Origin of the sequence: Acidovorax sp. JHL-9, from assembly GCF_000426205.1 — a bacterium.
In the GTDB taxonomy this organism is placed as follows: Bacteria; Pseudomonadota; Gammaproteobacteria; order Burkholderiales; family Burkholderiaceae_C; genus Acidovorax; species Acidovorax soli.
Genome location: NZ_AUEX01000005.1, coordinates 61,754 through 85,353, shown reverse-complemented (window position 1 = coordinate 85,353; position 23,600 = coordinate 61,754). Strand labels below are relative to the sequence as shown.

22 protein-coding genes are annotated in these 23,600 nt (G+C 65.7%); 10 read left to right on the top strand and 12 right to left on the bottom strand.

Annotation, left to right across the window (positions count from 1 at the left end; all coding sequences use genetic code 11):
- Positions 1 to 246: 246 nt before the first annotated feature.
- From K225_RS21575 to sucC, 6 genes are all read right to left on the bottom strand, one after another.
- Entirely contained in the window at positions 247 to 738 is a 492-nt protein-coding gene (locus K225_RS21575; protein WP_026435518.1) for a pilin, read from the bottom strand.
- Positions 739 to 1,340: 602 nt separating this feature from the next.
- On the bottom strand, positions 1,341 to 1,997 hold the full coding sequence (locus K225_RS0105695) for an FHA domain-containing protein (RefSeq protein ID WP_026435516.1): 657 nt from the start codon (positions 1,995 to 1,997) through the stop codon (positions 1,341 to 1,343).
- A 43-nt stretch (positions 1,998 to 2,040) separates the two neighbouring features.
- Positions 2,041 to 2,829 carry a Stp1/IreP family PP2C-type Ser/Thr phosphatase gene (locus K225_RS0105690; RefSeq protein WP_026435515.1) on the bottom strand — a complete coding sequence of 263 codons (789 nt, stop codon included), beginning with the start codon at positions 2,827 to 2,829 and terminating at the stop codon, positions 2,041 to 2,043.
- Positions 2,830 to 3,248: 419 nt separating this feature from the next.
- Positions 3,249 to 3,935, bottom strand: a complete 687-nt coding sequence (locus K225_RS0105685; protein ID WP_026435514.1) for a TerC family protein — start codon at positions 3,933 to 3,935, stop codon at positions 3,249 to 3,251.
- 127 nt (positions 3,936 to 4,062) lie between these two features.
- A complete protein-coding gene (gene sucD / locus K225_RS0105680; protein ID WP_026435513.1) occupies positions 4,063 to 4,959 on the bottom strand; it encodes a succinate--CoA ligase subunit alpha in 897 nt (298 codons plus the stop codon).
- Positions 4,960 to 5,025: 66 nt separating this feature from the next.
- Complete coding sequence (sucC, locus tag K225_RS0105675) at positions 5,026 to 6,189, bottom strand: ADP-forming succinate--CoA ligase subunit beta (protein WP_026435512.1); 1,164 nt, start codon at positions 6,187 to 6,189, stop codon at positions 5,026 to 5,028.
- 170 nt (positions 6,190 to 6,359) lie between these two features.
- Here sucC and argC point away from each other — a divergent pair, with 170 nt between their 5' ends.
- The gene (gene argC, locus K225_RS0105665) at positions 6,360 to 7,292 is read left to right on the top strand and encodes an N-acetyl-gamma-glutamyl-phosphate reductase (protein ID WP_026435510.1); all 933 of its coding nucleotides are present in this window, start codon (positions 6,360 to 6,362) and stop codon (positions 7,290 to 7,292) included.
- Positions 7,293 to 7,466: 174 nt separating this feature from the next.
- Here the strand turns inward: argC and recX are convergent, their stop codons facing one another.
- Positions 7,467 to 7,928: a recombination regulator RecX gene (recX, locus tag K225_RS0105660; protein WP_026435509.1), complete on the bottom strand. Its 462-nt coding sequence runs from the start codon at positions 7,926 to 7,928 to the stop codon at positions 7,467 to 7,469.
- Positions 7,929 to 7,994: 66 nt separating this feature from the next.
- Complete coding sequence (gene recA / locus K225_RS0105655) at positions 7,995 to 9,092, bottom strand: recombinase RecA (protein WP_026435508.1); 1,098 nt, start codon at positions 9,090 to 9,092, stop codon at positions 7,995 to 7,997.
- A gap of 140 nt (positions 9,093 to 9,232) precedes the next feature.
- Between recA and K225_RS0105650 the strand changes: the two genes are divergently transcribed.
- Entirely contained in the window at positions 9,233 to 9,754 is a 522-nt protein-coding gene (locus K225_RS0105650) for a MarR family winged helix-turn-helix transcriptional regulator (protein ID WP_051248725.1), read from the top strand.
- Here the strand turns inward: K225_RS0105650 and K225_RS0105645 are convergent.
- On the bottom strand, positions 9,727 to 10,671 hold the full coding sequence (locus K225_RS0105645) for a LysR substrate-binding domain-containing protein (protein ID WP_026435506.1): 945 nt from the start codon (positions 10,669 to 10,671) through the stop codon (positions 9,727 to 9,729). The genes K225_RS0105650 and K225_RS0105645 overlap by 28 nt on opposite strands.
- A 111-nt stretch (positions 10,672 to 10,782) precedes the next feature.
- Between K225_RS0105645 and K225_RS0105640 the strand changes: the two genes are divergently transcribed.
- The 4 genes from K225_RS0105640 to K225_RS0105625 all read left to right on the top strand — a co-directional run bounded on the left by K225_RS0105640 (position 10,783) and on the right by K225_RS0105625 (position 15,281).
- A complete protein-coding gene (locus K225_RS0105640; RefSeq protein WP_026435505.1) occupies positions 10,783 to 11,748 on the top strand; it encodes a tripartite tricarboxylate transporter substrate binding protein BugE in 966 nt (321 codons plus the stop codon).
- A 116-nt stretch (positions 11,749 to 11,864) separates the two neighbouring features.
- Complete coding sequence (locus K225_RS0105635) at positions 11,865 to 12,794, top strand: N-formylglutamate amidohydrolase (protein ID WP_026435504.1); 930 nt, start codon at positions 11,865 to 11,867, stop codon at positions 12,792 to 12,794.
- A 139-nt stretch (positions 12,795 to 12,933) separates the two neighbouring features.
- Positions 12,934 to 13,608 (top strand): response regulator transcription factor, encoded by a 675-nt coding sequence (locus tag K225_RS0105630; RefSeq protein WP_026435503.1) that lies wholly within the window; start codon positions 12,934 to 12,936, stop codon positions 13,606 to 13,608.
- A gap of 212 nt (positions 13,609 to 13,820) precedes the next feature.
- A complete protein-coding gene (locus K225_RS0105625) occupies positions 13,821 to 15,281 on the top strand; it encodes a sensor histidine kinase (protein ID WP_026435502.1) in 1,461 nt (486 codons plus the stop codon).
- An 89-nt stretch (positions 15,282 to 15,370) separates the two neighbouring features.
- Here the strand turns inward: K225_RS0105625 and K225_RS0105620 are convergent, their stop codons facing one another.
- The 3 genes from K225_RS0105620 to K225_RS0105610 are packed head-to-tail and all read right to left on the bottom strand — an operon-like array spanning position 15,371 to position 17,505.
- A complete protein-coding gene (locus tag K225_RS0105620) occupies positions 15,371 to 16,039 on the bottom strand; it encodes a sporulation protein (RefSeq protein ID WP_026435501.1) in 669 nt (222 codons plus the stop codon).
- A 12-nt stretch (positions 16,040 to 16,051) separates the two neighbouring features.
- Complete coding sequence (locus K225_RS0105615; protein WP_026435500.1) at positions 16,052 to 16,918, bottom strand: biotin--[acetyl-CoA-carboxylase] ligase; 867 nt, start codon at positions 16,916 to 16,918, stop codon at positions 16,052 to 16,054.
- Positions 16,915 to 17,505, bottom strand: coding sequence for an SET domain-containing protein (locus tag K225_RS0105610; RefSeq protein WP_026435499.1), 591 nt, complete (start codon positions 17,503 to 17,505; stop codon positions 16,915 to 16,917). Before K225_RS0105610 ends, K225_RS0105615 begins: the two co-directional genes overlap by 4 nt.
- Before the next feature lie 121 nt (positions 17,506 to 17,626).
- Here K225_RS0105610 and K225_RS0105605 point away from each other — a divergent pair, with 121 nt between their 5' ends.
- From K225_RS0105605 to K225_RS0105590, 4 genes are all read left to right on the top strand, one after another.
- A complete protein-coding gene (locus K225_RS0105605; RefSeq protein ID WP_026435498.1) occupies positions 17,627 to 20,539 on the top strand; it encodes a DNA topoisomerase III in 2,913 nt (970 codons plus the stop codon).
- 93 nt (positions 20,540 to 20,632) lie between these two features.
- Positions 20,633 to 21,403 (top strand): tyrosine-protein phosphatase, encoded by a 771-nt coding sequence (locus tag K225_RS0105600; RefSeq protein ID WP_026435497.1) that lies wholly within the window; start codon positions 20,633 to 20,635, stop codon positions 21,401 to 21,403.
- Positions 21,404 to 21,771: 368 nt separating this feature from the next.
- Positions 21,772 to 22,749: a tripartite tricarboxylate transporter substrate binding protein gene (locus K225_RS0105595; protein WP_026435496.1), complete on the top strand. Its 978-nt coding sequence runs from the start codon at positions 21,772 to 21,774 to the stop codon at positions 22,747 to 22,749.
- A 221-nt stretch (positions 22,750 to 22,970) separates the two neighbouring features.
- The gene (locus tag K225_RS0105590; RefSeq protein ID WP_026435495.1) at positions 22,971 to 23,600 is read left to right on the top strand and encodes a trans-aconitate 2-methyltransferase; all 630 of its coding nucleotides are present in this window, start codon (positions 22,971 to 22,973) and stop codon (positions 23,598 to 23,600) included.

The window sequence follows — 23,600 nt, the reverse complement described above, 5'->3', positions numbered from 1 at the left end:
TTTTGTTGGTGCGAAGAATTGAATCCCGTTAAAAACCCTGAGTGGTACAGGGTTTAGGCGGGTCTGCCATCGCCTTTTTGTTGGAGGAGATCAAAACGCTCAGACGACAGACCCAACTAAAAAGCCCTGACAGTCTCCCGTCAGGGCTTTTTTGTGATGGCATCCGAAGCTCGTTCGGTACGCCTCAAACTCTACTTTCACTGCTACCCAAGGCACTTATTTCCTTGGCAGCAGTTCGGTAAATCGTTAGGGAGTAATAGTGGCGCGGCAAGTTGCAGGCAAAAACTTCGTAATTACAGAAATATCAGTGCTGCTGGCACCGCAACCCCACTGGCCGACTGCCGTTGGAATATTTGCAGTGGTCAATTTGGCTCCTGTAGCATTCTGCGGCTGAAGCAGAACAATTTTACCCGTAGCATTTGGGTCAATACCATCAGCGATGGTGACTTTAATCAACCCATTTGCGTCGGTGTGGATTGCGGAAACATATTTGCTCGTTGCCGACGCACTTTCGCAGCCCCAAGCGTCCGCGGCTGGAGCGGTGGAAGCAGTCAATGCCTGGTATGCCTCGGTAACTCCGGTGCGGCAAGAGGATGCAGCCAGAATCACTTCAGACATTTTGGCGCGCTTGGTGTAGTCCTGATAAGCAGGGAGAGCCACGGCAGCCAGAATACCGATGATCGCAACCACGATCATCAATTCGATCAGGGTAAAACCCTTTTGCATGGAACGCTTCATAAATTTCTCCTCGGAGTCAATTGCAAATGAAAACCTGCAGAAGAATTCTTCAGGTTCGTGCAGATATAAGCAGTATCCGTGCCACACTGGAGAGTGCAACAAGGCGTATCTGAGTGCTTTCGGTGGGCTGATAAAAATATGAATGCGCAGGGGCGCCGGCAATGTCGCACCCGGCGGGAGACATTTTTGTCTGCCATGTGTGTCACGAAATGCAAGATCGGCTTACATATCGTGTGCTGCGCCTGCTGGCAACTGGCGTTCGCACCTCAAACTCTTGCCCCGTCTGTAGCCACGAAATGTCATGCGGGGCACGGCCGCCGGGCTGCGCAATGGCGTCGAAGTGGCGGAGTTCTTCGACGATCAGTTGCGTCTCGGACGGCTTGGTGTGCGTGATGTAGAGGGGGCACGGTTTGCCGGTTTGCAGTTGCGCCAGGGTGTGGGGTGCCAGGTGCAGGCTGCGCTGGGCAATGGCGCCCGAGCAGCCCAACTCGCGAACTTTCAGGCCACCGCCTTACTCTGGGTTGTGATGCGCTCAACCGCCCGGTCTGCATTCCAAGCGAATAGGGGCGCAGGGATGGCAAGCCAGCCACACGCCCGAAGCATCACGCCAGCTCGAACTGCATTTCCGTGCCTGCGAGTGTGATCCGGTCGCCGTGCTTGAGGGGCAGGGGGGTAGCGCCGATGGCGGCACCGTTGACCAGGGGCATGTCGGGGCCTTCGACATGCGCCAGCACATGGCCCTGGTGGCGCTTGGTGATGGAGGCCACGGCCACGCCGGGCTTGCCGATGGTGGTGACCACTTTCTGCAGGATCACCTCGCGCCCGGCCGCCGCGCCCGACATCACCCGGATGATCGCCGCAGGCTGCTTGGCTGCAGGCGGAGTGGGCGCTGTTGCAGCGCGGGAGGCTGCCGCAAGCGGTGGCACCATGCCTGGCTTGAAGAGCATGGTTTTTTCGAAATTTTCGCCCTCGGCCTCCTGGAGGAAGCGGATCTTGTATTTGCCGACTTCAATGACGTCACCGTTGCGCAGTTCCTGGCGCTTGACGGACTTGGCGTTGACATAGGTGCCGTTGGTGCTGCCCAGGTCTTCAATTTCCACGCCGCCATCGGCCATGTGGATGACGGCGTGCTCGCCGCTGACGGCCAGGTTGTCGATCACGATATCGTTGTAGGGGCGCCGACCCAGCGTGGTCCGCTCCTTGGTCAATTCGACGTCCTTGATGACGACGCTGTCGATCGAAACGATCATTCTGGGCATGATCCACTCCTGCGGTGTTGGGGTATTGGGGGGTTGAGCGGCATCATGCGGTCCTGATCAACCGGGACATGAAACCTCGTTTTTTGCCGCCTGCCGCCATGTGCACGAGCAGCACGCTGATGTTGTCGCGCCCTCCATGGGCATTGGCGGTGTCGATGAGCAGCGTGGCTTTTTCTTCGAGTGACAGGGGTGCGCGCACCATTTCCGCCAGGTCGGCATCGGAAACCATGTCGGTCAGGCCGTCCGAGCACATGAGGAACAAATCGTCCGGGGCCACCTGGAACTCGTTCACTTCCATCTGCACGTGGGGTTCTACGCCCAGCGCACGCGTGACGAGGTTGCGGCTGCTGGATGCGGCGGCCTGCTGGGGCGTGAGCAAGCCGGCGTCCACCTGTTCCTGCAGCCACGAGTGGTCGCGCGTGATTTGCTGCAAAACGCCGCCGCGCAGGCGGTAACAGCGCGAGTCGCCGATGTGCCCCAGGATGAGCCGGGCATCCCGAAAAACACCCACGACCAGCGTGGTGCCCATGCCTGCATAAAGGGGGTTGGAAAGGGATGCGCCCAGCACGGCATGGTTGGCGTTTTCAACGCAGATCTCAAGCGCCCTGCGTACATCGGCAGCCGGTGCATTCTTGCCGGCCTGGGCCAGCCAGCGCGCCATCTCCGTGCGAATGAAGGTGGTGGCCATGGCGCTGGCCACTTCACCCGCGTTGTAGCCGCCCATGCCGTCCGCCAGAATTGTGATGCGCGCATCACGGTCGATGGCCACCGCATCTTCGTTGTTGTTGCGCACCCGTCCGCAGTCGGTGCGGGCAAAAAATTCATAGGTCATGGAGGTTGCCGCGTGCGTCGTCAGGCAGCCGAATTCGGTGGAAGCCCCGAATTGCGGAGCGTGGCAAGTTCCAGCGCCGGTGTCTGGAAATCTGCCATGTCTGGCCCATTGGCATCGTGCTTCGCATCATAGACGAGTGCTTTGTCTGGCCGTGCCATGGCGGCAGGAATCGGGACCATGCCTGGGTTCATGGATGGCGATGGCTTTGCATGATCAACAACGGCTCTCGGTCGTACGGTGGGGCACGGGTTAAAAGCAATTTCTGCGCCCGCGTCGGCCTGGGCATCGCCAAGGGGTCATCTGCCCTGGTTGGCAGGGGCGGCGCTCCATGCCGGCCCTTTTTTCCGCCGAGGCGGGGAGCGGGGTGTCATGGGTGTGTCATGGGTGTGTCATTTTTGTCACAACCCATGCCGTCTTGGTTACTGTGAGGACGCGGCACGCCGGAGACGTGGCCAGAATTTTCCGATGCCCACCACGAACGTGGCGCCCAGTGCGGCGGCCACGTAGTGCAGGGCCGGGTGTGCCACTGCAAAGTCGTGCAATGAGGCGTCGCTGACAATGGTTTCGCCGCCCACCCAGCCGATCAGGGCCGCACCCAGGACCACGATGACCGGAAAGCGTTCCATCAGCTTGATCATCAGCGTGCTGCCAAAGATCACCAGCGGAATGCTGATGGCCAGGCCCAGCACCAGCAGCACCAGGTTGCCATGGGCGGCGGCGGCCACGGCAATCACGTTGTCCAGGCTCATCACCAGGTCGGCAATCAGGATGGTGCGCACGGCGGCCATGAGGTTGCCGTGGGACTTGGATTCGCCCTCCTCGTCGCCGTCGTCGCTGAGCAGTTGCAGGCCGATCCACAGCAGCAGGCAGCCGCCCACGATCTGCAGGAACGACAGCTCCAGCAGCTTGGCAGCCACCACTGTCAGCACGATGCGCAACACCACGGCCGCGCCGGAGCCCCAGAAAACCGCCTTGCGCTGTTGGTGCGGCGGCAGGGAGCGCGCGGCCAGTGCAATGACAACCGCGTTGTCACCGGACAGGATGATGTTGATCCAGACGATCTTGATGAGACCGATCCAGAAATCGGCACTGTGCAGAAATTCCATGACTTCACTCCATTGTTATGAATGCAAGAAGCGCCCGAAACCTTGGTTTCGGGCGCTTCTGTTTTTTTGGAGCAGCCAGTTTATCGGGCGAGGGCGCCCGGGTCGTCCGTAATTCTGCTTACGAGAATTACTTCAGCTGGGCCTTGAGCAGCTTGCCCAGTTCCGACGGGTTGCGGGTGATGATGAAACCCGACTCTTCCATGATGGCGAGCTTGGCATCGGCCGTGTCGGCGCCACCGGAGATCAGCGCGCCGGCATGGCCCATGCGCTTGCCGGGAGGGGCGGTCACGCCAGCGATGAAGCCCACGATAGGCTTCTTCATGTTGGCCTTGCACCACTGGGCGGCTTCGGCTTCATCGGGACCGCCGATTTCGCCAATCATGATGACGGCGTCGGTGTCCGGATCGTCGTTGAAAGCCTTCATCACGTCGATGTGCTTCAAGCCATTGATGGGGTCGCCACCAATGCCCACGGCGCTCGACTGGCCCAGGCCGACTTCGGTCAGCATGGCCACGGCTTCGTACGTCAGCGTGCCCGAGCGGCTCACGACGCCGATGCGGCCCTTGCGGTGGATGTGGCCGGGCATGATGCCGATCTTGATCTCGTCGGGCGTGATCAGGCCGGGGCAGTTGGGACCCAGCAGCAGGGTCTTCTTGCCGCCAGCGGCTTCCTTGGCTTTCATCTTGTTGCGCACCATCAGCATGTCCTTGACCGGAATGCCTTCGGTGATGCAAATCGCCATGTCCAGGTCGGCTTCGACGGCTTCCCAGATGGCGTCGGCGGCGCCTGCGGGCGGCACGTAGATCACCGACACGGTGGCGCCGGTCTGCTGCGCGGCTTCCTTGACGGAGGCGTAGATCGGGATGTTGAAGATCGACTCGCCGGCCTTCTTGGGGTTCACGCCGGCCACGAAGGCGTTCTTGCCGTTCGCGTATTCCTGGCACTTTTCGGTGTGGAACTGGCCAGTCTTGCCCGTGATGCCCTGGGTGATGACCTTGGTGTCTTTGTTGATGTAGATCGACATGAGAGTTACCTATTCAGTTGGGGACAGAGCTTGTCCGCTGCGCGGCCTGCGGTCTGTCCCGCAAAATTATTTGGACACGGCAGCAACGATCTTGGTCGCAGCTTCGGCCATGGTGTCTGCAGCGATGATGGGCAGGCCGCTTTCGGCCAGCATCTTCTTGCCCAGCTCTTCGTTCGTGCCCTTCATGCGCACGACCAGCGGTACGTTCAGGTTCACGGCCTTGCAGGCGGTGATCACGCCGGTGGCGATGGTGTCGCACTTCATGATGCCGCCGAAGATGTTGACCAGGATGCCCTCGACCTTGGGGTTCTTGAGCATGATCTTGAAGGCTTCGGTGACCTTCTCGGGGGTAGCGCCGCCGCCCACGTCCAGGAAGTTGGCAGGCTCGCCGCCGAACAGCTTGATGGTGTCCATGGTGGCCATGGCCAGGCCGGCGCCGTTCACCAGGCAGCCGATGTTGCCGTCCAGGCTGATGTAGGCCAGGTCGAACTTGGAGGCTTCCACTTCGGCCGGATCTTCTTCGTCCAGATCGCGGAAGGCCACGATTTCGGGGTGGCGGAACAGGGCGTTGGCGTCAAAGTTGAACTTGGCGTCCAGGGCCATCAGGTTGCCCTTGGAGTCGCAGTTCAGCGGGTTGATTTCCACCAGCGACGCGTCGGTGTCCATGTAGCACTTGTAGATCTTGGCGAAGATGTCCACGGCCTGGTCGATGGAGGCGCCGGTCAGGCCGATGGCGGCTGCCACCTTCTTGCTCTGCTCGGCGGTGATGCCGGTCAGGGGATCGATCATCTCGGTGATGATCTTCTCGGGCGTGGAGTGGGCCACTTCCTCGATGTCCATGCCGCCCTCGGACGAAGCGATCAGGGCCACCTTCTGCGTGGCGCGGTCGGTCACCAGCGACACATACAGTTCGTTCTTGATGTCGGCGCCGTCTTCGATGTACAGGCGGCGGACCTTCTGGCCTTCGGGGCCGGTCTGGTGCGTCTTGAGCTGCATGCCCAGGATGTCGCCAGCGAGGCGCTTGACGTCGTCGATGGTCTTGGCAACCTTCACGCCGCCGCCCTTGCCACGGCCACCGGCGTGGATCTGGGCCTTGACCACCCACACGGGGCCGCCGAGCTTCTGGGCTGCTTCAACGGCTTCTTGCACCGTGAATGCGGGAATGCCACGCGGAACGGGCACACCAAAATTGCGCAAGATTTCCTTGCCTTGGTATTCGTGAATCTTCATGAGGTCTCTCTCAGGGAAGGGTGGTATTTACCCGTTTACCATGGACTATTGTCTGGCCGCGGGCGGGGACATGGCAGCCGGCGACTGTATCATGCTGCAATGCACCATCCCTTGTGCCAAGCTTACAGGGGTGGGTCAGCGCGCAATCACCCCCTTGCAGGAGCTTTCCGATGTCCAGAATCTTTATTGATGGCGAAGCCGGCACCACGGGCCTGCAGATCCGCGAGCGCCTGCAGGCCATGCCGCAGGTCGAGCTGGTGAGCATTGCCCCTGCGTTGCGCAAGGACCCCGCTGCCAAGCGCGACCTGATTGCGGGTGTCGATCTGGTGGTGCTGTGCCTGCACGACGATGCCGCACGCGAGACCGTGGCCATGGTCGATGACATCGAAAAGACCACCGGCCGCCAGGTCAAGGTGATCGACGCCAGCACCGCGCACCGCACTGCGCCCGGCTGGGTGTTTGGTTTCCCCGAGCTGGCCGCGGGCCAGGCGCAGGCCGTGCGCGAGGCGCTGCGCGTCTCCAACCCCGGCTGCTATGCCACCGGTGCCATTGCCTTGCTGCGCCCGCTGGTCGATGCAGGCCTGGTGCCGAAGGACTTTCCGCTTGCGCTGCCCTCGGTCAGTGGCTACTCGGGCGGCGGCCGCACCATGATCGAAGCCTATGAGCAGGGCCAGGCGGCGCCGTTCGAGCTGTATGCGCTGGGCCTGTCGCACAAGCACCTGCCGGAGATCCTGAAATACACCGGGCTGACACGCCGGCCCATTTTTGTGCCCGCTGTTGGCAACTTCCGCCAGGGCATGCTGGTGCAACTGCCCCTGCACCTGGATCTGCTGCCGGGCCAGCCCAAGGCGGCCGATCTGCACGACGCGCTGGCGGCGCACTACGCGCAAAGCAACACGCCTGCGCAATGGGTGAGCGTTCTGCCGCCCACCGAAGACGGCAAGCTCGAACCCACCGCGCTCAACGACACCAACCGGCTGGAGCTGCGCGTGTTCGCCAATGAAACTTATCGCCACGCGGTGCTGGTGGCCCGCCTCGACAACCTGGGCAAGGGTGCCAGCGGTGCGGCGGTGCAAAACCTGCAGTTGATGCTGGGTCTGTGAGCCGGCAGGCCCCGCGGCTGCGGAGCGTTGCACAGCGGATGGGCAGATTCGGCGACGGATTTGCGCATTATTGAAGAGCTGGCGGCGCTTATCGGCAAGGTGCTTTCGGCTTTTCTGGTTTCAATTCTGCGGTGAAGCCGGCCACGGAGGATTGCCGCAACCTCTCCCGCGCTTTCACTCCACTTCTTCGTCCGGGCTGCCGCACTGCACCACGCGGCGCACCACATCGCCCGCAAAACCGCGCGCGGCCAGAAAGCGCATCTGCCGCGCCCGCTCCTGCGCATCGGTGGCCACGCGGCCAAAGCGCTGGCGCCAGACGGCCTGGGCGCGCTCCTGTTCGGTGGCGCGCAGGCGTTCGGCCGTGGCGCGCACCAGATCATCGTCGAGCCCCTTGCCGCGCAGCTCGTGCACCAGGCGCTGCGTGCCCAGCCGCGCGGCGCGGCGGTGCACCAGCGATTCGGCCACGCGCGCGGCGTTGATGAAATCCTTGGCCTGCAACTCGTCGAGCACGGCGTTCAGGTCATCGCCCTCTTGCACATGGCGCGCCAGCTTGGTGGCCAGCTCGGCGCGCGAATGCTCGCGCTGGGCCAGCAGCCGCAGTGCGCGGCCCTTGAGGGAAAGGGTGCCAAAGCCCATGGCGGTGATGCTCTGCTATGGATGGCTACTGGCGCTTATCGGACAAGCGCCAGCTGCTTGCCTTGCTTACTTGTCTTCCTTCTCGCCCTTGGCGGGCTTGCCGGCGGGTGCGGCTTGCAGGGCGGCAGGCAGCAGCGCGATGCCCAGGCTCTCGCGCACCTTGTTCTCGATCTCGCGGGCCAGGTCGGGGTTCTCGCGCAGGAACTCGCGGGCGTTGTCGCGGCCCTGGCCGATCTTTTCGCCGTTGTAGGCATACCAGGCGCCGGCCTTCTCGACGATCTTGGCGTTCACGCCCATGTCGATGATCTCGCCCTCGCGGCTGATGCCTTCGCCGAACAGGATGTCGAACTCGGCCGTCTTGAAGGGCGGGCTCACCTTGTTCTTGACCACCTTCACCTTGGTTTCGTTGCCGATGGCGTCGTCGCCCTTCTTGATGGTGCCGGTGCGGCGGATATCCAGGCGCACCGAGGCGTAGAACTTGAGCGCATTGCCGCCGGTGGTGGTTTCGGGCGAGCCGAACATCACGCCGATCTTCATGCGGATCTGGTTGATGAAGATGACCATGCAGTTGGTCTTCTTGATGGTGGAGGTCAGCTTGCGCAGCGCCTGGCTCATCAGGCGGGCCTGCAGGCCGGGCAGGCTGTCGCCCATTTCGCCTTCGATTTCGGCCTTGGGGGTGAGGGCGGCGACGGAGTCGACCACGATCAGGTCCACGGCGCCCGAGCGCACCAGGCTGTCCACGATTTCGAGCGCCTGCTCGCCGGTGTCGGGCTGGCTGATCAGCAGGTCGGACAGCTGCACACCCAGCTTCTGGGCGTATTGCACATCGAGGGCGTGCTCGGCATCCACAAACGCGCAGGTGCCGCCCTGCTTTTGCATCTCGGCAATCACCTGCAGCGTGAGCGTGGTCTTGCCCGACGATTCCGGGCCGTAGATCTCGACCACGCGGCCGCGCGGCAGGCCGCCCACGCCCAGGGCAATGTCCAGGCCCAGCGAGCCGGTGGAGACCACCTGGATGTCCTCGATCACCTCGCCCTCGCCCAGGCGCATGATGGTGCCCTTGCCAAATTGCTTCTCGATCTGGGCGAGCGCGGCGGCCAGGGCCTTGGCCTTTTCGGCGTTTGCGGGCAATGCGGGGTTGGTGCCTTTGACTGCGACGTCCATGAGAAACTCCTTGAAAAACAACAGGTTGGATGCTGGCATCGCTCTGCGGTTAATCACAGGCTGGATGCTTGAACAGTAGTTTATGCGCGCTGTGAAATCAAAACAAAGCAATTTTTGGTCAGTTTGCCTGACAATTTGGCATGAGTGATTTTTCCCCTGCCGCCGCTTCCCCTGTGCCTTCCCAGGGGCCAGACGACCGCTGGCGCCAGACCCACCTCGGGCGCCTCATGGGCAGCGCGCTGCGCCGCTTCGATGCCCGGGTGCTGCAGCTCATGGCGCGCAATGTCGAGGTGCCGCTGGCCCTGTCCAACCTGGCGGCACGCGACCAGGTGACCGCTGCCCATGTGCACATCACCCGGCACCTTGCGCTGTCGGGCGACCGCCTGACCGACCTGGCCCAGCGCGCGGGCATGACCAAGCAGGCCATGGCCCACCTGGTGGACCAGTGCGAGGCCTGGGGGCTGGTCACGCGCGCAGCCGATCCGCTGGACGCACGCGCGCGCCGCGTGTGCTTCACACCCACGGGTCTGGCCTGGCTGCAGGCGTTCCGGGACGCGGTGGCGCAGGCGGAGGCGGAGTTTCGCGCCGAGGTGGGCAACGACGTGGCCACCGTGGTGGCCATTGGGCTGGAGGCCTACGCGGGCGGCGACACCGGCGCCTGAGCACCCACCGGCGCGGCGCAGGCCAGCAGCCATTGCCGAAAGCACTGCAGCGCATGCAGCTGCGTGCGCCCTTCGGGGTAGCAGAGCCAGTAGCCCACATCGCTCTGGTAGCCGCCGCGCTGGGCGGAATCGGCCAGCGGCTCGCGCACCAGGCCGGCGGTGATTTCGTCCTGCACCAGGCAGCGCGGCACCAGGGCCAGGCCCATGCCGGCCATCACGGCGCGGATCATGGTCTGGAACTGGTCGAACTGCGGGCCGGCCAGCGGGTCGATGGCGCCCGGCACGCCGTGCGTCTCGCTCCAGCGCAGCCAGGCCTCGGGCACGGTCACATGGCGCAACAGGGTGTGGCGCGCCACATCGCGCGGGGCATGGATGGGCCAGTCGGCCACCTTGGTGCGCGGGGCGATCAGCGCCACGTCGTTGCCCGTGATGTAGTGGGCGTGGGCGCCGGGCCAGTGGCCATCGCCAAACAAAATGGCGCAGTCGAGCTCGGGCCGCTCGAAGTTGTAGCTGTGCACATAGGGCACGAAATGCAGCGTGACCTGCGGATGCTGTTGCTGGAACTGCGGCAGCCGTGGAATGAGCCACTTGGCGCCAAAGGTGGGCAGGCTCGACAGGTGCAGCGCGCCGCCGCCGTCGTCGCTGGTGATGAGCTCCAGCGTGGCGGCTTCGAGTTGCAGCAGCACGGCCTGCACGGCCTTCTCGTAGCGTTCGCCGGCAGGGGTGAGGGCCAGGCGCTTGCGGGTGCGCTCGAACAGCGGCACGCCCACCCAGGTCTCCAGGTCCTTGACCTGCTTGCTGACGGCGCTCTGCGTGAGGTGCAGCGCCTCGGCGGCGCGCGAGACGCCGCCGAACCGCGCCACGGTGGAGAACGCGCGCAGCAGGTGCAGCGGGGGCGCGAGGCGGCGCAGCGACATGGTGGTGGGTACTCAAAACATTCCAGATTGGAATGTTATCAGGCATATCCATTGCTTGGTCAATGGCATCCCTTTCGTTAACCTCGGTGCATCTCAAAGGAGAAACAAGCTATGCAACGCCGTCACCTGCTGGCCACATTGGCAACCGTATCTTTAGCGCCTGGAATGTCTTTTGCCCAGGAGGGCAAGCCATTGCGCATGATCGTCCCCTTTCCGCCCGGGGGCGCCACCGACATCACGGCACGCACGTTGCAGGACGCCATGGCCCGCATCCTCAAGCAGCCCGTGGTGCTGGAAAACCGCGGTGGTGCAGGCGGCTCCATCGGCATGGCGGAAGTGGCCCGCGCCCCGGCAGACGGCCTCACCATCGGCGTGGCCACGCTGTCCACCCATGGCGTGAACCCCGCCGTGTACAGCAAGCTGCCCTACCACCCCACCAGGGATTTCGTGGGCGTGACCGAAATCGTCAAGGCCCCGGGCGTCATCGTGGTCAACCCCAAGGCGCTGCCCGTCAAGGACTTTGCCGACCTGGTGAAATACCTCAAGGCCAACCCTGGCAAGGTGTCGTATGCCACGCCGGGCAACGGCACCATCGGCCACATGTGGGGCGAGCTGTTCAAGAGCAGCACAGGCACCTCGATGGTGCACATCCCCTACCGTGGCGCGGGCCCGGCCATCAACGATGTGCTGGCGGGCCAGGTGGCGGTGTACTTTGACCAGGTGGCTTCGTCGCTGCCGCACGTGAAGGCCGGCAAGGTCAAGGCGCTGGCCGTTTCGTGGCCCCAGCGGCTGGATGTGCTGCCCGATGTGCCTACCTACGGCGAACTGGGCCATGCCGCCAACAACGATCCGTCGTGGTTTGGCCTGGTGGCGCCGGCCGGCACGCCGTCGGCGGCGGTGGATCGCATCCAGCAGGCCGTGGCCCAGGCCCTGCAGGAGCCCGCCGTGCGTGAGCGGCTGGCCGCGCAGGGGCTGTACCCCTCGGGCACGACGCCCAAGGCCTTCACGGCCCAGATCGCCCGCGAAATCGACAAGATGAAGGGCGTGGCGGCATTCGCCAAGGTCAGCCTCGACTGATCGCAGCACGGGCCTGCGGGCCCGACGGCCACAGCCGGACAGGCACCGGAATAACCATGGGGTCTGTCGGGTCCGGGCGGCGCGGCCGGCCGCCCCCCCTTAAGCACACTCTGCCTATGCATGCAGCCTTGAAACTGATCAACCACCGCTTCCAGCAAGCCCAGCCCGGTGCCACGGGCTCGCCCGGTGGCGCAACGCCGCCCGCGCGCATGGTGTCGTACCAGCCCGGCACGACGCCGCTGGTGCTCGATTCCCCGCACAGCGGCACCCAGTACCCCGCCGACTTTGGCGCTGCACTCGACCTGGCCACGCTGCGCCGCGCGGAAGACACGCATGTCGAGAAGATCTACGCCTTTGCCCCCGCGCTCGGCGTGGCCTGGATCGAGGCCCATTTCCCCCGCATCTACCTCGATGCCAACCGCGACACCACCGAACTGGACACCACGCTGCTCGATGGTGAATGGACCGACCCCCTCTCCACCGACCCCCGGGTGCTCAGCAAGGTGCGCCTGGGCAAGGGCCTGGTCTGGAAGTTCACCGACGACGGCGAGCCCATCTACCAGCGCCTGCTGTCCGTGGCCGAGGTGCGCGCACGCATCGACCGCTGCTGGCGTCCGTACCACGCGGCGGTGGGCGCGGCCATCGACGCGGCCCATGCGCGCCACGGCTACAGCATCCACCTCAACTGCCACTCCATGCCCGCGGTGGCCGGGCGTTTCGCCACGGAATTCCCGGGCCTCGTGCATGCCGACTTCGTGGTGGGTGACCGCGACGGCAGCACGGCCAGCCCGGCGCTGTCGGCGCTGATCTGCGAGCACCTGCGCGGCTGCGGCTACAGCGTGGACTACAACCACCCGTACAAAGGCGTGGAGCTGGTGCGCCGCTACGGCAACCCGGCGCAGCAGCGCCACAGCATCCAGGTCGAGATCAATCGCAAGCTCTACATGGACGAGCACACGCTGGCGCAGCACCCCGAGGGCATGGCCCGCCTGCAGGCCGACCTGCAGGCCCTGGTGCACAAGCTGCTGGCCACCGATCCGCGCTGAAAGGCAGCGGTGGCCGGGGGGGGCAGCGCGCCACCGCCGCGTTCTCCCGGCAAAGTGCGCAGCATTTGCGGGGCTGCGCCGCCTAAAATCGTGGCACAGGCGCGGCGCCAGACCGCTGCCCCCCACCAGGAGACCCCGCATGCGCATCCTCATTGCCGAAGACGACCAGGTGCTGGCCGATGGCCTGCTGCGCACGCTGCGCGGATCGGGCGCCGTGGTGGACCATGTGGCCAGCGGCAGCGAGGCCGATGCCGCGCTCATGACCAACAACGAGTTCGACCTGCTCATCCTCGACCTGGGCCTGCCCAGGATGCACGGCCTGGAGGTGCTCAAGCGCCTGCGCAGCCGGGGCTCGGCCCTGCCGGTGCTCATCCTCACCGCCGCCGACAGCGTGGACGAGCGCGTGAAGGGGCTGGACTACGGCGCCGACGACTACATGGCCAAGCCGTTCAGCCTGCAGGAGCTCGAAGCCCGCGTGCGCGCCCTCACGCGCCGGGGCATGAGCGGCACCAGCAGCGCCATCAAGCACGGGCCCCTGGTGTACGACCAGGCCGGCCGCGTGGCCACCATCGACGGCAAGATGGTCGAGCTGTCGGCGCGCGAGCTGGGCCTGCTCGAAGTGCTGCTGCAGCGTGCCGGCCGCCTGGTGAGCAAGGAGCAGCTGGTGGAGCGCCTGTGCGAGTGGGGCGAGGAGGTGAGCAACAACGCCATCGAGGTCTACATCCACCGCCTGCGCAAGAAGATCGAGAAAGGCCCGATCCGCATTGCCACGGTGCGCGGGCTGGGCTACTGCCTGGAAAAGATTCCTGGATAAGGATGCACTCCCTGAGTCGCTTCGCGCCTTCCCCCTCTCCTTCGGGAGGGGGACGCACCCGGTGGCCTGGCAAAGCCAGTTCCACGGGTGCACTGGCCTGGGCCGCGCCAGTTGCACCGGCTGTGGGTGAGTGCGGTGTCCAAGTTTGAAGCAAAAATAATAGCTTTTGGCGCTTATTGGATAAGCGCCAGAGGCCAAAAAGGCTTGAAACCTTGAAAATCTTCCAGCGCGAGCAGCGCTCCCTGTTCGGCGAAATCCTCGACTGGATGCTCACGCCGCTGCTGCTGCTGTGGCCCGTGAGCCTGGCGCTGACCTGGCTGGTGGCGCAGGGCCTGGCCAACAAGCCGTTTGACCGTGCGCTCGAATACAACGCCCATGCGCTGGCGCAGCTGGTGACGGTGCAGCACAGCAAGGTGCAGTTCAACCTGCCCCAGCCGGCCAGCGAGATCCTGCGCGCCGACGATTCCGACATCGTTTACTACCAGGTGATGGGCCCCGGGCGCAAGCTGCTCTCGGGCGAACGCGACCTGCCGCAACCCGAAGACGACGACCGCCCCGCGCCCGGCGACGTGCGCCTGCGCGACGCCGAATTGCGCGGCGTGGAGATCCGCGTGGCCTACATCTGGGTGCGCCTGCCGCTGCCCGATGCGCCGCTGGCCCTGGTGCAGGTGGCCGAAACGCGCGAAAAGCGCAGCGTGCTGGCCACCGAAATCATCAAGGGCGTGATGCTGCCGCAGTTCGTCATCCTGCCGCTGGCGGTGCTGCTGGTGTGGCTGGCGCTGGCGCGTGGCATCCAGCCGCTGAACCAGCTGGAGCAGCGCATCCGCGAGCGCAGCCCTGACGACCTCTCGCCGCTGGACGACCGCACCGTGCCGCTGGAGGTGGCGCCGCTGGTGTCATCCGTCAACGACCTGCTCACGCGCCTGGGCGACTCGCTGGCCACGCAAAAGCGCTTTCTGGCCGACGCCGCCCACCAGCTCAAGACCCCGCTGGCGGGGCTGCGCATGCAGGCTGACCTGGCCCAGCGCGAGGGCACCAGCACCGAAGAGCTCAAGCGCTCGCTGCAGCAGATTGGCCGCTCCAGCATCCGCGCCACGCACACCGTCAACCAGCTGCTGGCGCTGGCGCGCGCCGAGGGCAGCGGCGCGGGCATTGCCCGTGTGCCCTGCGACCTGGCCCGCCTGACCATCGAGGTGGTGCGCGACTCGGTGCCGCGCGCGCTCGACAAGCAGATCGACCTGGGCTACGACGGCGCCCAGCCGGGCGCTCCCGGCATCTGGGTGGACGGCAACCCCACCTTGCTCAAGGAGCTGGTGCGCAACCTGGTGGACAACGCCATCAACTACACCCCCTCCACCCCCGACAGGCCCGGCGTGGTCACCGCCCGCGTGCTGGCCGACACCTTTGGCCATGTGCTGCTGCTGCAGGTGGAAGACTCGGGCCCCGGCGTGCCCGAGTCCGAGCGCGAGCTGGTCTTCCAGCCCTTTTACCGGGCGCTGGGCAGCGAGGCCGACGGCTCGGGCCTGGGCTTGCCCATCGTGCTGGAGATCGCGCGCCAGCATGCAGCCGAGGTGCTGCTGGAAGATGCCCACCCGGGCCAGCAACCGCCGGGCGCGCGGTTCACGGTGCGCTTTGCCGCGCGCTCGCCAGACGCCGATGCCCCGCAGGGTTGAGCCCGCCCGGGTGCAGGCAGTGGCTTGCCGTTGGAATGGAAGCATGTAGCGCTCTGCTGTAGAGCGCTGCAGCCGTTTTTTCAATTTCCTCAGGGGCAGGTGCGCAGCGTCTTGTCGCCCAGGGCCTGGCGCAGCTGTGTTTCGGCCTGCGCGTGCGTGGCGCTGTCCAGGGCGGGCAGGCGCAGCGTGAAGCCCTGGGCCTCGGCCCGTTCCGCCACTACTTTGGCGGTGCGCACGCCCTGGCCGTTGAGTGTGGCCAGCGCCCGCTGGGCGGCTTCTTCGGTGGCAAAGCGGCCCAGCGACAGGCCCGGCTCCAGGGCAGGGTTGCCAGGGCGGTCAAAGGGCAGCTTGCGGGCGCGCAGCTCGGCGCGCTTCTTTTCCAGCGCCTCGTCGTCGGCAAAGCGGCCCATGTACACCATCCAGCGCCCGGCAATGGTGATGGGTTCCAGGCTCCAGCTGCCTTGCGGCAGGCCGGCGGCGGCGCTGCGCACGGCGTCGGCCTGGCGCGTGTTCAGCACACCGGCCTGCAGGCACACCGTGGCGGCCTCGGCAGGGGCCTCGCTGGCCACGGGGGCTGCCACCGGGGCGGTGTCGCGGGCCGGCAGTATGCGCAGCGTCTCGGGGCGGATCTGCTGCGCCAGGCGGTGGGGCTCGGACTGTTCGACCGGCGCCAGCCCCCAGGTGCGCAGCCAGCCCTGCGACCAGGCGTAATAGCCGGCATTGGCCAGCAGCAGGACGATGGCGGCAAGACGCAGCATGGGGCAGGTCTTTCAGGCGGGGCGCGCGGCCGCGGGCCGTACGCTGATTTCAGAGCTGGTGATGGCCTGCATGCCCTGCGCGGTGTGCACCAGCAGTGCGCCATCTTCGGCCACGCCATGGGCCATTCCGGCCTGCCCGTCGCTGAGCGTCACGGCGCGGCCCTGCAGCACGTCGCGGGAGGCAAACCGGGCCTGCATGGGCGCGAAGCCATAGCCTTCGAACGACTGCAGCATGGCCACCAGCGGGGGCACGATGCGCAGCAGCGCGGTGGGGGCATCCAGCCCCGGCTCCACCTCCTGCAGGCTGCCGGGCGCCATGCTCAGGCCCTCGGGGCTGCGCGGCAGCACGTTGATGCCGATGCCCACCACCACATAACGGGCGCTGGCGGGGCGGGCCGCTGCGGCCTCCTGGGGCGCGACGAAACTTGCCGTCTCCACCAGGATGCCGCCGAGCTTGCGGTCGCCCGCCATACCGCTGCCACCCCCCAGCCACAGGTCGTTGGGCCACTTGAGGCCCACGCGTGCCGGCTGCTCCACCCCCGGGGGCGGCGGCACGGGCTGCAGGCTTTCGGCCACGCTCACCCCCACGGCCAGCGACAGGCCCGACCAGTCGGCCGGTGCCAGCGGGAGTCCCAGGGACATCATGAGTGAAGCCCCCACGTCGCTCTGCCACACCCGTCCCAGCCGCCCGCGCCCTGCCGTCTGCTGCTCGGCCACCAGCAGGGTGGGTTCGCACTGGCCGGCGCGGGCGCGGCGCATCAATTCAGTGTTGGTGGAGTCGATGGTGGGCAGCACCTCGACGGTGAAGCCCGGCAGCAGTGGCGACACCGCCTCCCAGATGGCCTCGGCGGGCCAGCGGATGGGGGATGTGGCGCTCACTGGCTGCGGCCTCGCGGCTTGGCCTTCCGAGGCGCCTCTGCGGTCTTGCTAGCTTTAGAGGAGGACGGCCTCGACGGTGGCAGCGGCACCGGTGGTGCCCAGCCGCGTTTGGGCGCCAGCAGCGTGCCCCGGCAGTTGGGGCTGCCGCACCAGCAGGGGTATTCGGCCTTGAGCTTCGGGGTGTAGCGCTCTTCGATGATCAGGCCGTAGTCGTAGTTCAGCTCTTCGCCGGCCTTGATATTGCGCAGCGCGGTGATGAAAATGCGGCCGTCCCGCTCGTCGGCGTAGCAGTTGGGGTTGCAGCTGTGGTTGATCCAGCGCGACGAATTGCCGCCGAACTTGGCGTCGATCACATGGTCTTCATCCACATGGAAGTAGAACGTGTGGTTGGGTTGCAGGGGGTCGTGCGGGTGGCGGTCCTGTGCCTCCTGCCAGCCGATGACCTCGCCGGTGTACTCCACCAGCACCTCGCCCTCGGCAATGTCCTGCACGGCAAACACGCCCTTGCCATGCACGCCCGAGCGCCGGGTCTGGATGCGGCGGCCTGGTGCAACAGTGGGGGCGGCGGGCGATGCGGAGCGGGGCATGGCAAAAACTCTGTTAACTTGATGGTGCACACACATGTGCGTGCGCGTGCATGCGCGTGAGAGCCGAATTGTAGAAGCGCCCGCAAGCCGGGCAAGCCAAATGACAGGCGAGAGCCCCCAAATGACCAAGACCCTGGTAATTGCAGAAAAACCCTCCGTCGCGCAAGACATCGTGCGCGCACTGACGCCCGTGGCCGGCAAGTTCGACAAGCACGAAGACCACTTCGAGAACGACCGCTATGTAGTCACCAGCGCCGTGGGCCACCTGGTGGAGATCCAGGCGCCCGAGCAGTTCGACGTGAAGCGCGGCAAATGGAGCTTTGCGCACCTGCCCGTGATCCCGCCGTATTTCGATCTGAAGCCCGTGGACAAGACCAAGAGCCGCCTGAACGCGGTGGTCAAGCAGGCCAAGCGCAAGGATGTGACCGAACTCATCAACGCCTGCGACGCGGGCCGCGAGGGCGAGCTGATCTTCCGCCTGATCGAGCAGTACGCCGGTGGCAGCAAGCCGCTGGGCAAGCCCGTCAAGCGCCTGTGGCTGCAGTCCATGACGCCCCAGGCCATCCGCGACGGTTTCAGCGCCCTGCGCACCGAGCAGCAGATGGCCGGCCTGGCCAGCGCCGCGCGCAGCCGCTCCGAGGCCGACTGGCTGGTGGGCATCAACGGCACGCGCGCCATGACGGCGTTCAACTCGCGCGACGGCGGGTTCTTTTTGACCACCGTGGGCCGGGTGCAGACGCCCACGCTGTCGCTGGTGGTGGAGCGCGAGGAAAAAATCCGCAAATTCATCAGCCGCGACTACTGGGAAATCCACGCCACCTTTGGCGCCCAGGCGGGCGAGTACCCCGCCAAGTGGTTCGACCCGAAGTGGAAGAAGGGCGAGGATGCCGAGGCCAAGGCCGACCGCGTGTGGTCTGCCGCCGAAGCACAGGCCATTGCCAACGCCGTGCGCGGCCAGCAGGCCACCGTCACCGAAGAGAGCAAGCCCACCACCCAGGCATCGCCCCTGCTGTTCGATTTGACCAGCCTGCAGCGCGAGGCCAACGGCAAGTTCGGCTTCAGCGCCAAGACCACGCTGGCCCTGGCGCAAAGCCTGTACGAACGCCACAAGGCCCTGACCTACCCGCGTACCGACTCGCGCGCGCTGCCCGAAGACTATTTGCCGGTGGCAAAGCAGACCTTCGAGATGCTGGCCGACAGCGGCATGCGCCACCTGGCGCCGCACGCGCTCACGGCGCTGAACAACAACTACATCCGCCCGTCCAGGCGCATCTTCGACAACAGCAAGGTGAGCGATCACTTTGCCATCATCCCCACGCTGCAGGCACCCAGTGGCCTGAGCGAAGCCGAGCAAAAGCTGTACGACCTGGTCGTGCGCCGTTTCATGGCGGTGTTCTTCCCGAGCGCCGAGTACACCGTCACCACGCGTATTTCCACCGTGGCCCCGCACAGCTTCAAGACCGAAGGCAAGGTGCTGGTCAAGCCGGGCTGGCTGGCCATCTACGGCAAGGAAGCGGCCGACGAAGTGGAAGGCGGCAAGGACGGCGACAAGGGCCAGAACCTCGTGGCTGTGCAGCCCGGCGAGAAGGTCAACACCCTGCAGGTGGACCCCAAGGGCCTCAAGACCAAGCCGCCCGCACGCTACTCCGAAGCCACGCTGCTCGGCGCCATGGAAAGCGCCGGCAAGCAGATCGACGACGAAGAACTGCGCTCTGCCATGCAGGAAAAAGGCCTGGGCACCCCGGCCACGCGCGCGGCCATCATCGAAGGGCTGCTGACCGAAAAATACATGCTGCGCGAAGGCCGCGAGATCATCCCCACGGCCAAGGCCTTCCAGCTCATGACGCTGCTGCGCGGGTTGGAGGTGGAGGAGCTGTGCCGCGCCGAACTCACGGGCGAGTGGGAATACAAGCTCTCGCAGATGGAAAAGGGGCAGTTGAGCCGCGAAGCCTTTATGCAGGAGATCGCCGCCATGACCGAGCGCATGGTCAAGAAGGCCAAGGAATACGACCGCGACACCATCCCTGGCGACTACGCCACGCTCGAATCGCCCTGCCCCAACTGCGGCGGTGTAGTGAAGGAAAACTACCGCCGCTACGCCTGCGTGGGCAAGCCCGGCGCCGAGGGCTGCGGCTTCAGCTTCGGCAAGTCGCCCGCCGGGCGCACCTTCGAGACGGCCGAGGCCGAGCAGCTGCTGCGCGACAGGAAGATCGGCCCGCTGGAGGGCTTCCGCTCCAAGGCGGGCTGGCCGTTCACGTCCGAGATCGTCATCAAGTACGACGACGAGGCGCACAACTACAAGCTCGAATTCGATTTTGGCGACGACAAGAATGCCGAGGAATCCGGCGAGCTGGTGGAATTTGAAGACGCATCGCTGGGCACCTGCCCCATCTGTGGGTCTGAAGTGCACGAGCACGGCAGCAACTACGTGTGCAGCAAGGCCGTGCCCACCGCCGCCCAGCCCACGCCGAGCTGCACCTTCAAGAGCGGCAAGATCATCCTGCAACAGCCCGTGGAGCGCGAGCAGATGACCAAGCTGCTGGAGACCGGCAAGACCGACCTGCTCGACAAGTTCGTGAGCATGCGCACGCGCCGCGCCTTCAAGGCCCACCTGGCGTGGGACAAGGAGGCGGGCAAGGTCAACTTCGAGTTTGCGCCATCCAAGTTCCCGCCACGCAAGTCCGCCGCTGGCGCCTACGCGACCAAAACCGCAGGTGCCGCAGGCAAAACCGTCGCAGCCAAAAAGGCGCCCGCCAAGAAAGCTGCGGCCACCAAGACCGCCGCCGCCAAGGCACCGCGCAAGGCCGCCGCAGGCAAGGCGCCCAGCGCTGCCCTGGCCGCCGTGATCGGCGCCGAGCCCGTGGCCCGGCCCGAGGCCGTGAAGAAGATGTGGGAATACATCAAGGCCCACAACCTGCAGGACCCCAAGGACAAGCGCACCATCGTCGCCGACGACAAGCTGCGCGCCGTATTCGGCAAGGACAGCGCGGGCATGTTCGAGCTGGCGGGCATCCTGGGCAATCACCTGGGCTGAGGGGCAGGAGGTGGTGACAGAGCGGGCCATACACTGTCACCCGCATGGGCTAAGCTGGACCCACCTCCCGTCCACGCACTCCAAACCCTGGCCATGCAGCAGCAAGCTTCCACACTTTCCAGCAGCCCCACACGCTCCCTGCCGTTAACGGGCGCCAGCAATTTCCGCGACCTGGGCGGCTACACCGGCCACGGCGGGCAGCCGGTGAAGTGGCGCCGCCTTTTCCGCTCGGACCACCTGGCGGCCCTCACACCGCAAGACCAGGCCCTGCTGGCCGGGCTGGGCGTGGCCCGCGCGGTGGATTTTCGCGGCCAGGCCGAAAGCGCGGCCCATGCCTACGCCCTGCCTGGCGTGGCACGGCACCCGCTGGCCATCGAACCCACCGTGGTGCAGCGTGCCCTGGAGCTGCAACGCGCTGGCCGCCAGCTCACTGCGCAAGACGCCGTGGCGCTGATGCAGGAGACGTATCGCGGCTTCGTGCACGACAACGCCCCGCGTTTTGCAGCGCTGTTTCGCCTGCTGCTGGCCAGCGACGCGCCTACAGTCTTCCACTGCACCGCCGGCAAGGACCGCACCGGCTTTGCCGCCGCCCTCATCCTGCTCGCCCTGGGCGTGCCGCGCGATGTGGTCATGCACGACTACCTGCTCACCAACGCGCTCTACCAGCGCCCGCCCGGCATGGGCAGCCACGCCCCCGAAGAAGTGCTGCGCGTCCTGTGGCGCGTGCAGGAGGAGTTTCTGGATGCGGCGCTGCACTCGGTGGACAACGACTTTGGTGGCGTGCAGGCGTATCTGGTGGAGGTGCTGGGCGTGGATGCCGCCGCGCAGAAAGAGCTGGCGGGGCGGTATCTGCAGGTGGTGTGATGTGCGGCCATGGGCGTCGCCTGCCAGGCGCTGCCACGCACTTTTGCATCACCTGCGTGGTTGCCGATCCGTCGGGGTTTTTACGCCACGAGGATGGGGCATCGAAATGGGTGCGCGCTTGACGCCCACATTCGCAGGGATTTTTCCAATGGCGGCGTGCACCTGCGCTGAGGCTCCCGCCGGAAAAAACTGGCCGTATCGAGTGCCACCATGACCTCGGGCGGGCAGAGTGGAGCGCGCAAGCACGGTGAATGCTTCATGGGGATGTGGTCGCGGCAGAATGGGTGGGCAGGCCCAGCAAGCCGCAGGCATCGGCTTCGCATTGCGGGGCTGCACACCGTCACAAAAAACCCAAGGAGACACGCCCCATGCTGCATCGCCGTCTTGTACTTTCCGTGGCCGCCGGCCTCGCCCTGGGCTGCGCGTCGCAGGCCCATGCGGCTTGGCCTGACAAGCCCATCAAGCTGATCGTTCCATTCCCGACCGGGCAGGCCACCGATATCTTTGCGCGCGCGCTGGCCGAGCAACTGGGCCAGCGCCTGGGGCAGAGCGTGGTGGTCGAAAACAAGGCCGGGGCGGGCAGCAACATCGGCAGCGAGTTCGTGGTGCGCTCGACCCCCGATGGCTACACGCTGCTGGTAGCGGGCAGCGCGATGGCGGTGAACCAGACGCTCTACAAGAAGGTGTCGTTCGATCCCACCAAAGACCTGGTGGGCATTTCGCTGATTGCCAAGGTGCCACTGATCTTTCTGGCCACGCCGGGCGCGGGCATCACGTCGATGAAGCAGCTGGTGGAGCAGGCGCGCAAGGCGCCGGGCCGCCTCAACTATGCCAGCGCAGGCATTGGGGGCACACAGCATCTGTCGGGCGAGATGATGAAGTCGCGCGCTGGCGTGTTCATCACCCACATTCCCTACCGGGGCAGCGGCCCGGCGCAGGCGGATTTTCTGGGCGAGCAGGTGCCGCTCATGGTGGATTCGGTCACGGCCGCGCTGCCGCATATTCAGAGCAAGCGCGCGGTCCCGCTGGCCGTGACATCGGCGCAGCGCTCGTCGCAAATGCCCGAAGTGCCCACAGTGCGCGAGAGTGGCGTGCCCGAGTTCAAGGACTTCGAGGCCGTGGGCTGGCTGGGCTTGATGGCGCCCAAGGGCACACCGCCCGAGATCATCCAGCGCCTGAACCGCGAGGTGGTGGATCTGTTGCGTGGCGAGCCGCTGGCGCGCTTCATCCGGGATCGGGGTTCAGAGCCCGCACCCACCACGGGCGCCGAGTTTGATCACTTCATTGCCCGCGAAATAAAGCAGTGGGGCGCCGCGGTGAAGGCGTCGGGTGCGTCGGTCGATTAGGGGTTGCCCACACCCTGTGCAGAGACTGCGGCGTTGGCTTCAGGGTGTCCAAGCCGTGAGCTTTCTGTCGCCAGCCCTGTGCACCGCCCGGCGGCAATGGCCCGGCGCCAGCCGTGCCTCCACCCGCTGCGCGATACTTGGGCGCATACGGTAGTCGGCACTGCCTGCTCCGGCATACGGGTACGCAGGTGTAGTGCGTCCCATGGCCGAAGGAGTGGCGAGTGAAATCTGCAAGTGATGAATGGTTCGACGAGGCGTACTACCAGCGCTACTACTACGACAAGAAAACCAGCGTGATCGACCCCGAGCACGCCGAGCGGCTGGGCGCCTTTGTCTGCAGTTACCTGCAATACCTGCGCGTGCCGGTGCAGCGGGTGCTCGATGTGGGCTGCGGCATCGGCCTGTGGCGCGCGGCGCTGGCGCGGCATTTTCCCGAGGCCAGCTACCACGGCGTGGAGTTCAGCGAATACCTGTGCGGCCGCTTTGGCTGGGAGCGCGGCTCGGTGGTGGATTACCAGGCGCCCGACGTGGCCGGCCGTCCGGCCGAGCCCTTCGATCTGGTGATCTGCCAGGGCGTGCTGCCCTACCTGAACCCATCCGACCTGAAACTGGCCCTGCGCAATCTGGGCCAGCTGAGCCGGGGCGCGCTGTATGTCGAAGCCGTCACGCGCGAAGACTACGAGCGCGACATCATCGACGACGATCTGACTGACCCGCGCCTGTTTCGCCACCGGGCCGAGCTGTACCGGCGCGGCCTGCAGGAAGGGTTTGCCGAGATCGGCGGCGGCGTGTGGCTGAGCCACCGCTGCGAAGTGCCGCTGTTCGCGCTGGAATGCGCGGGCGGGCGTTGA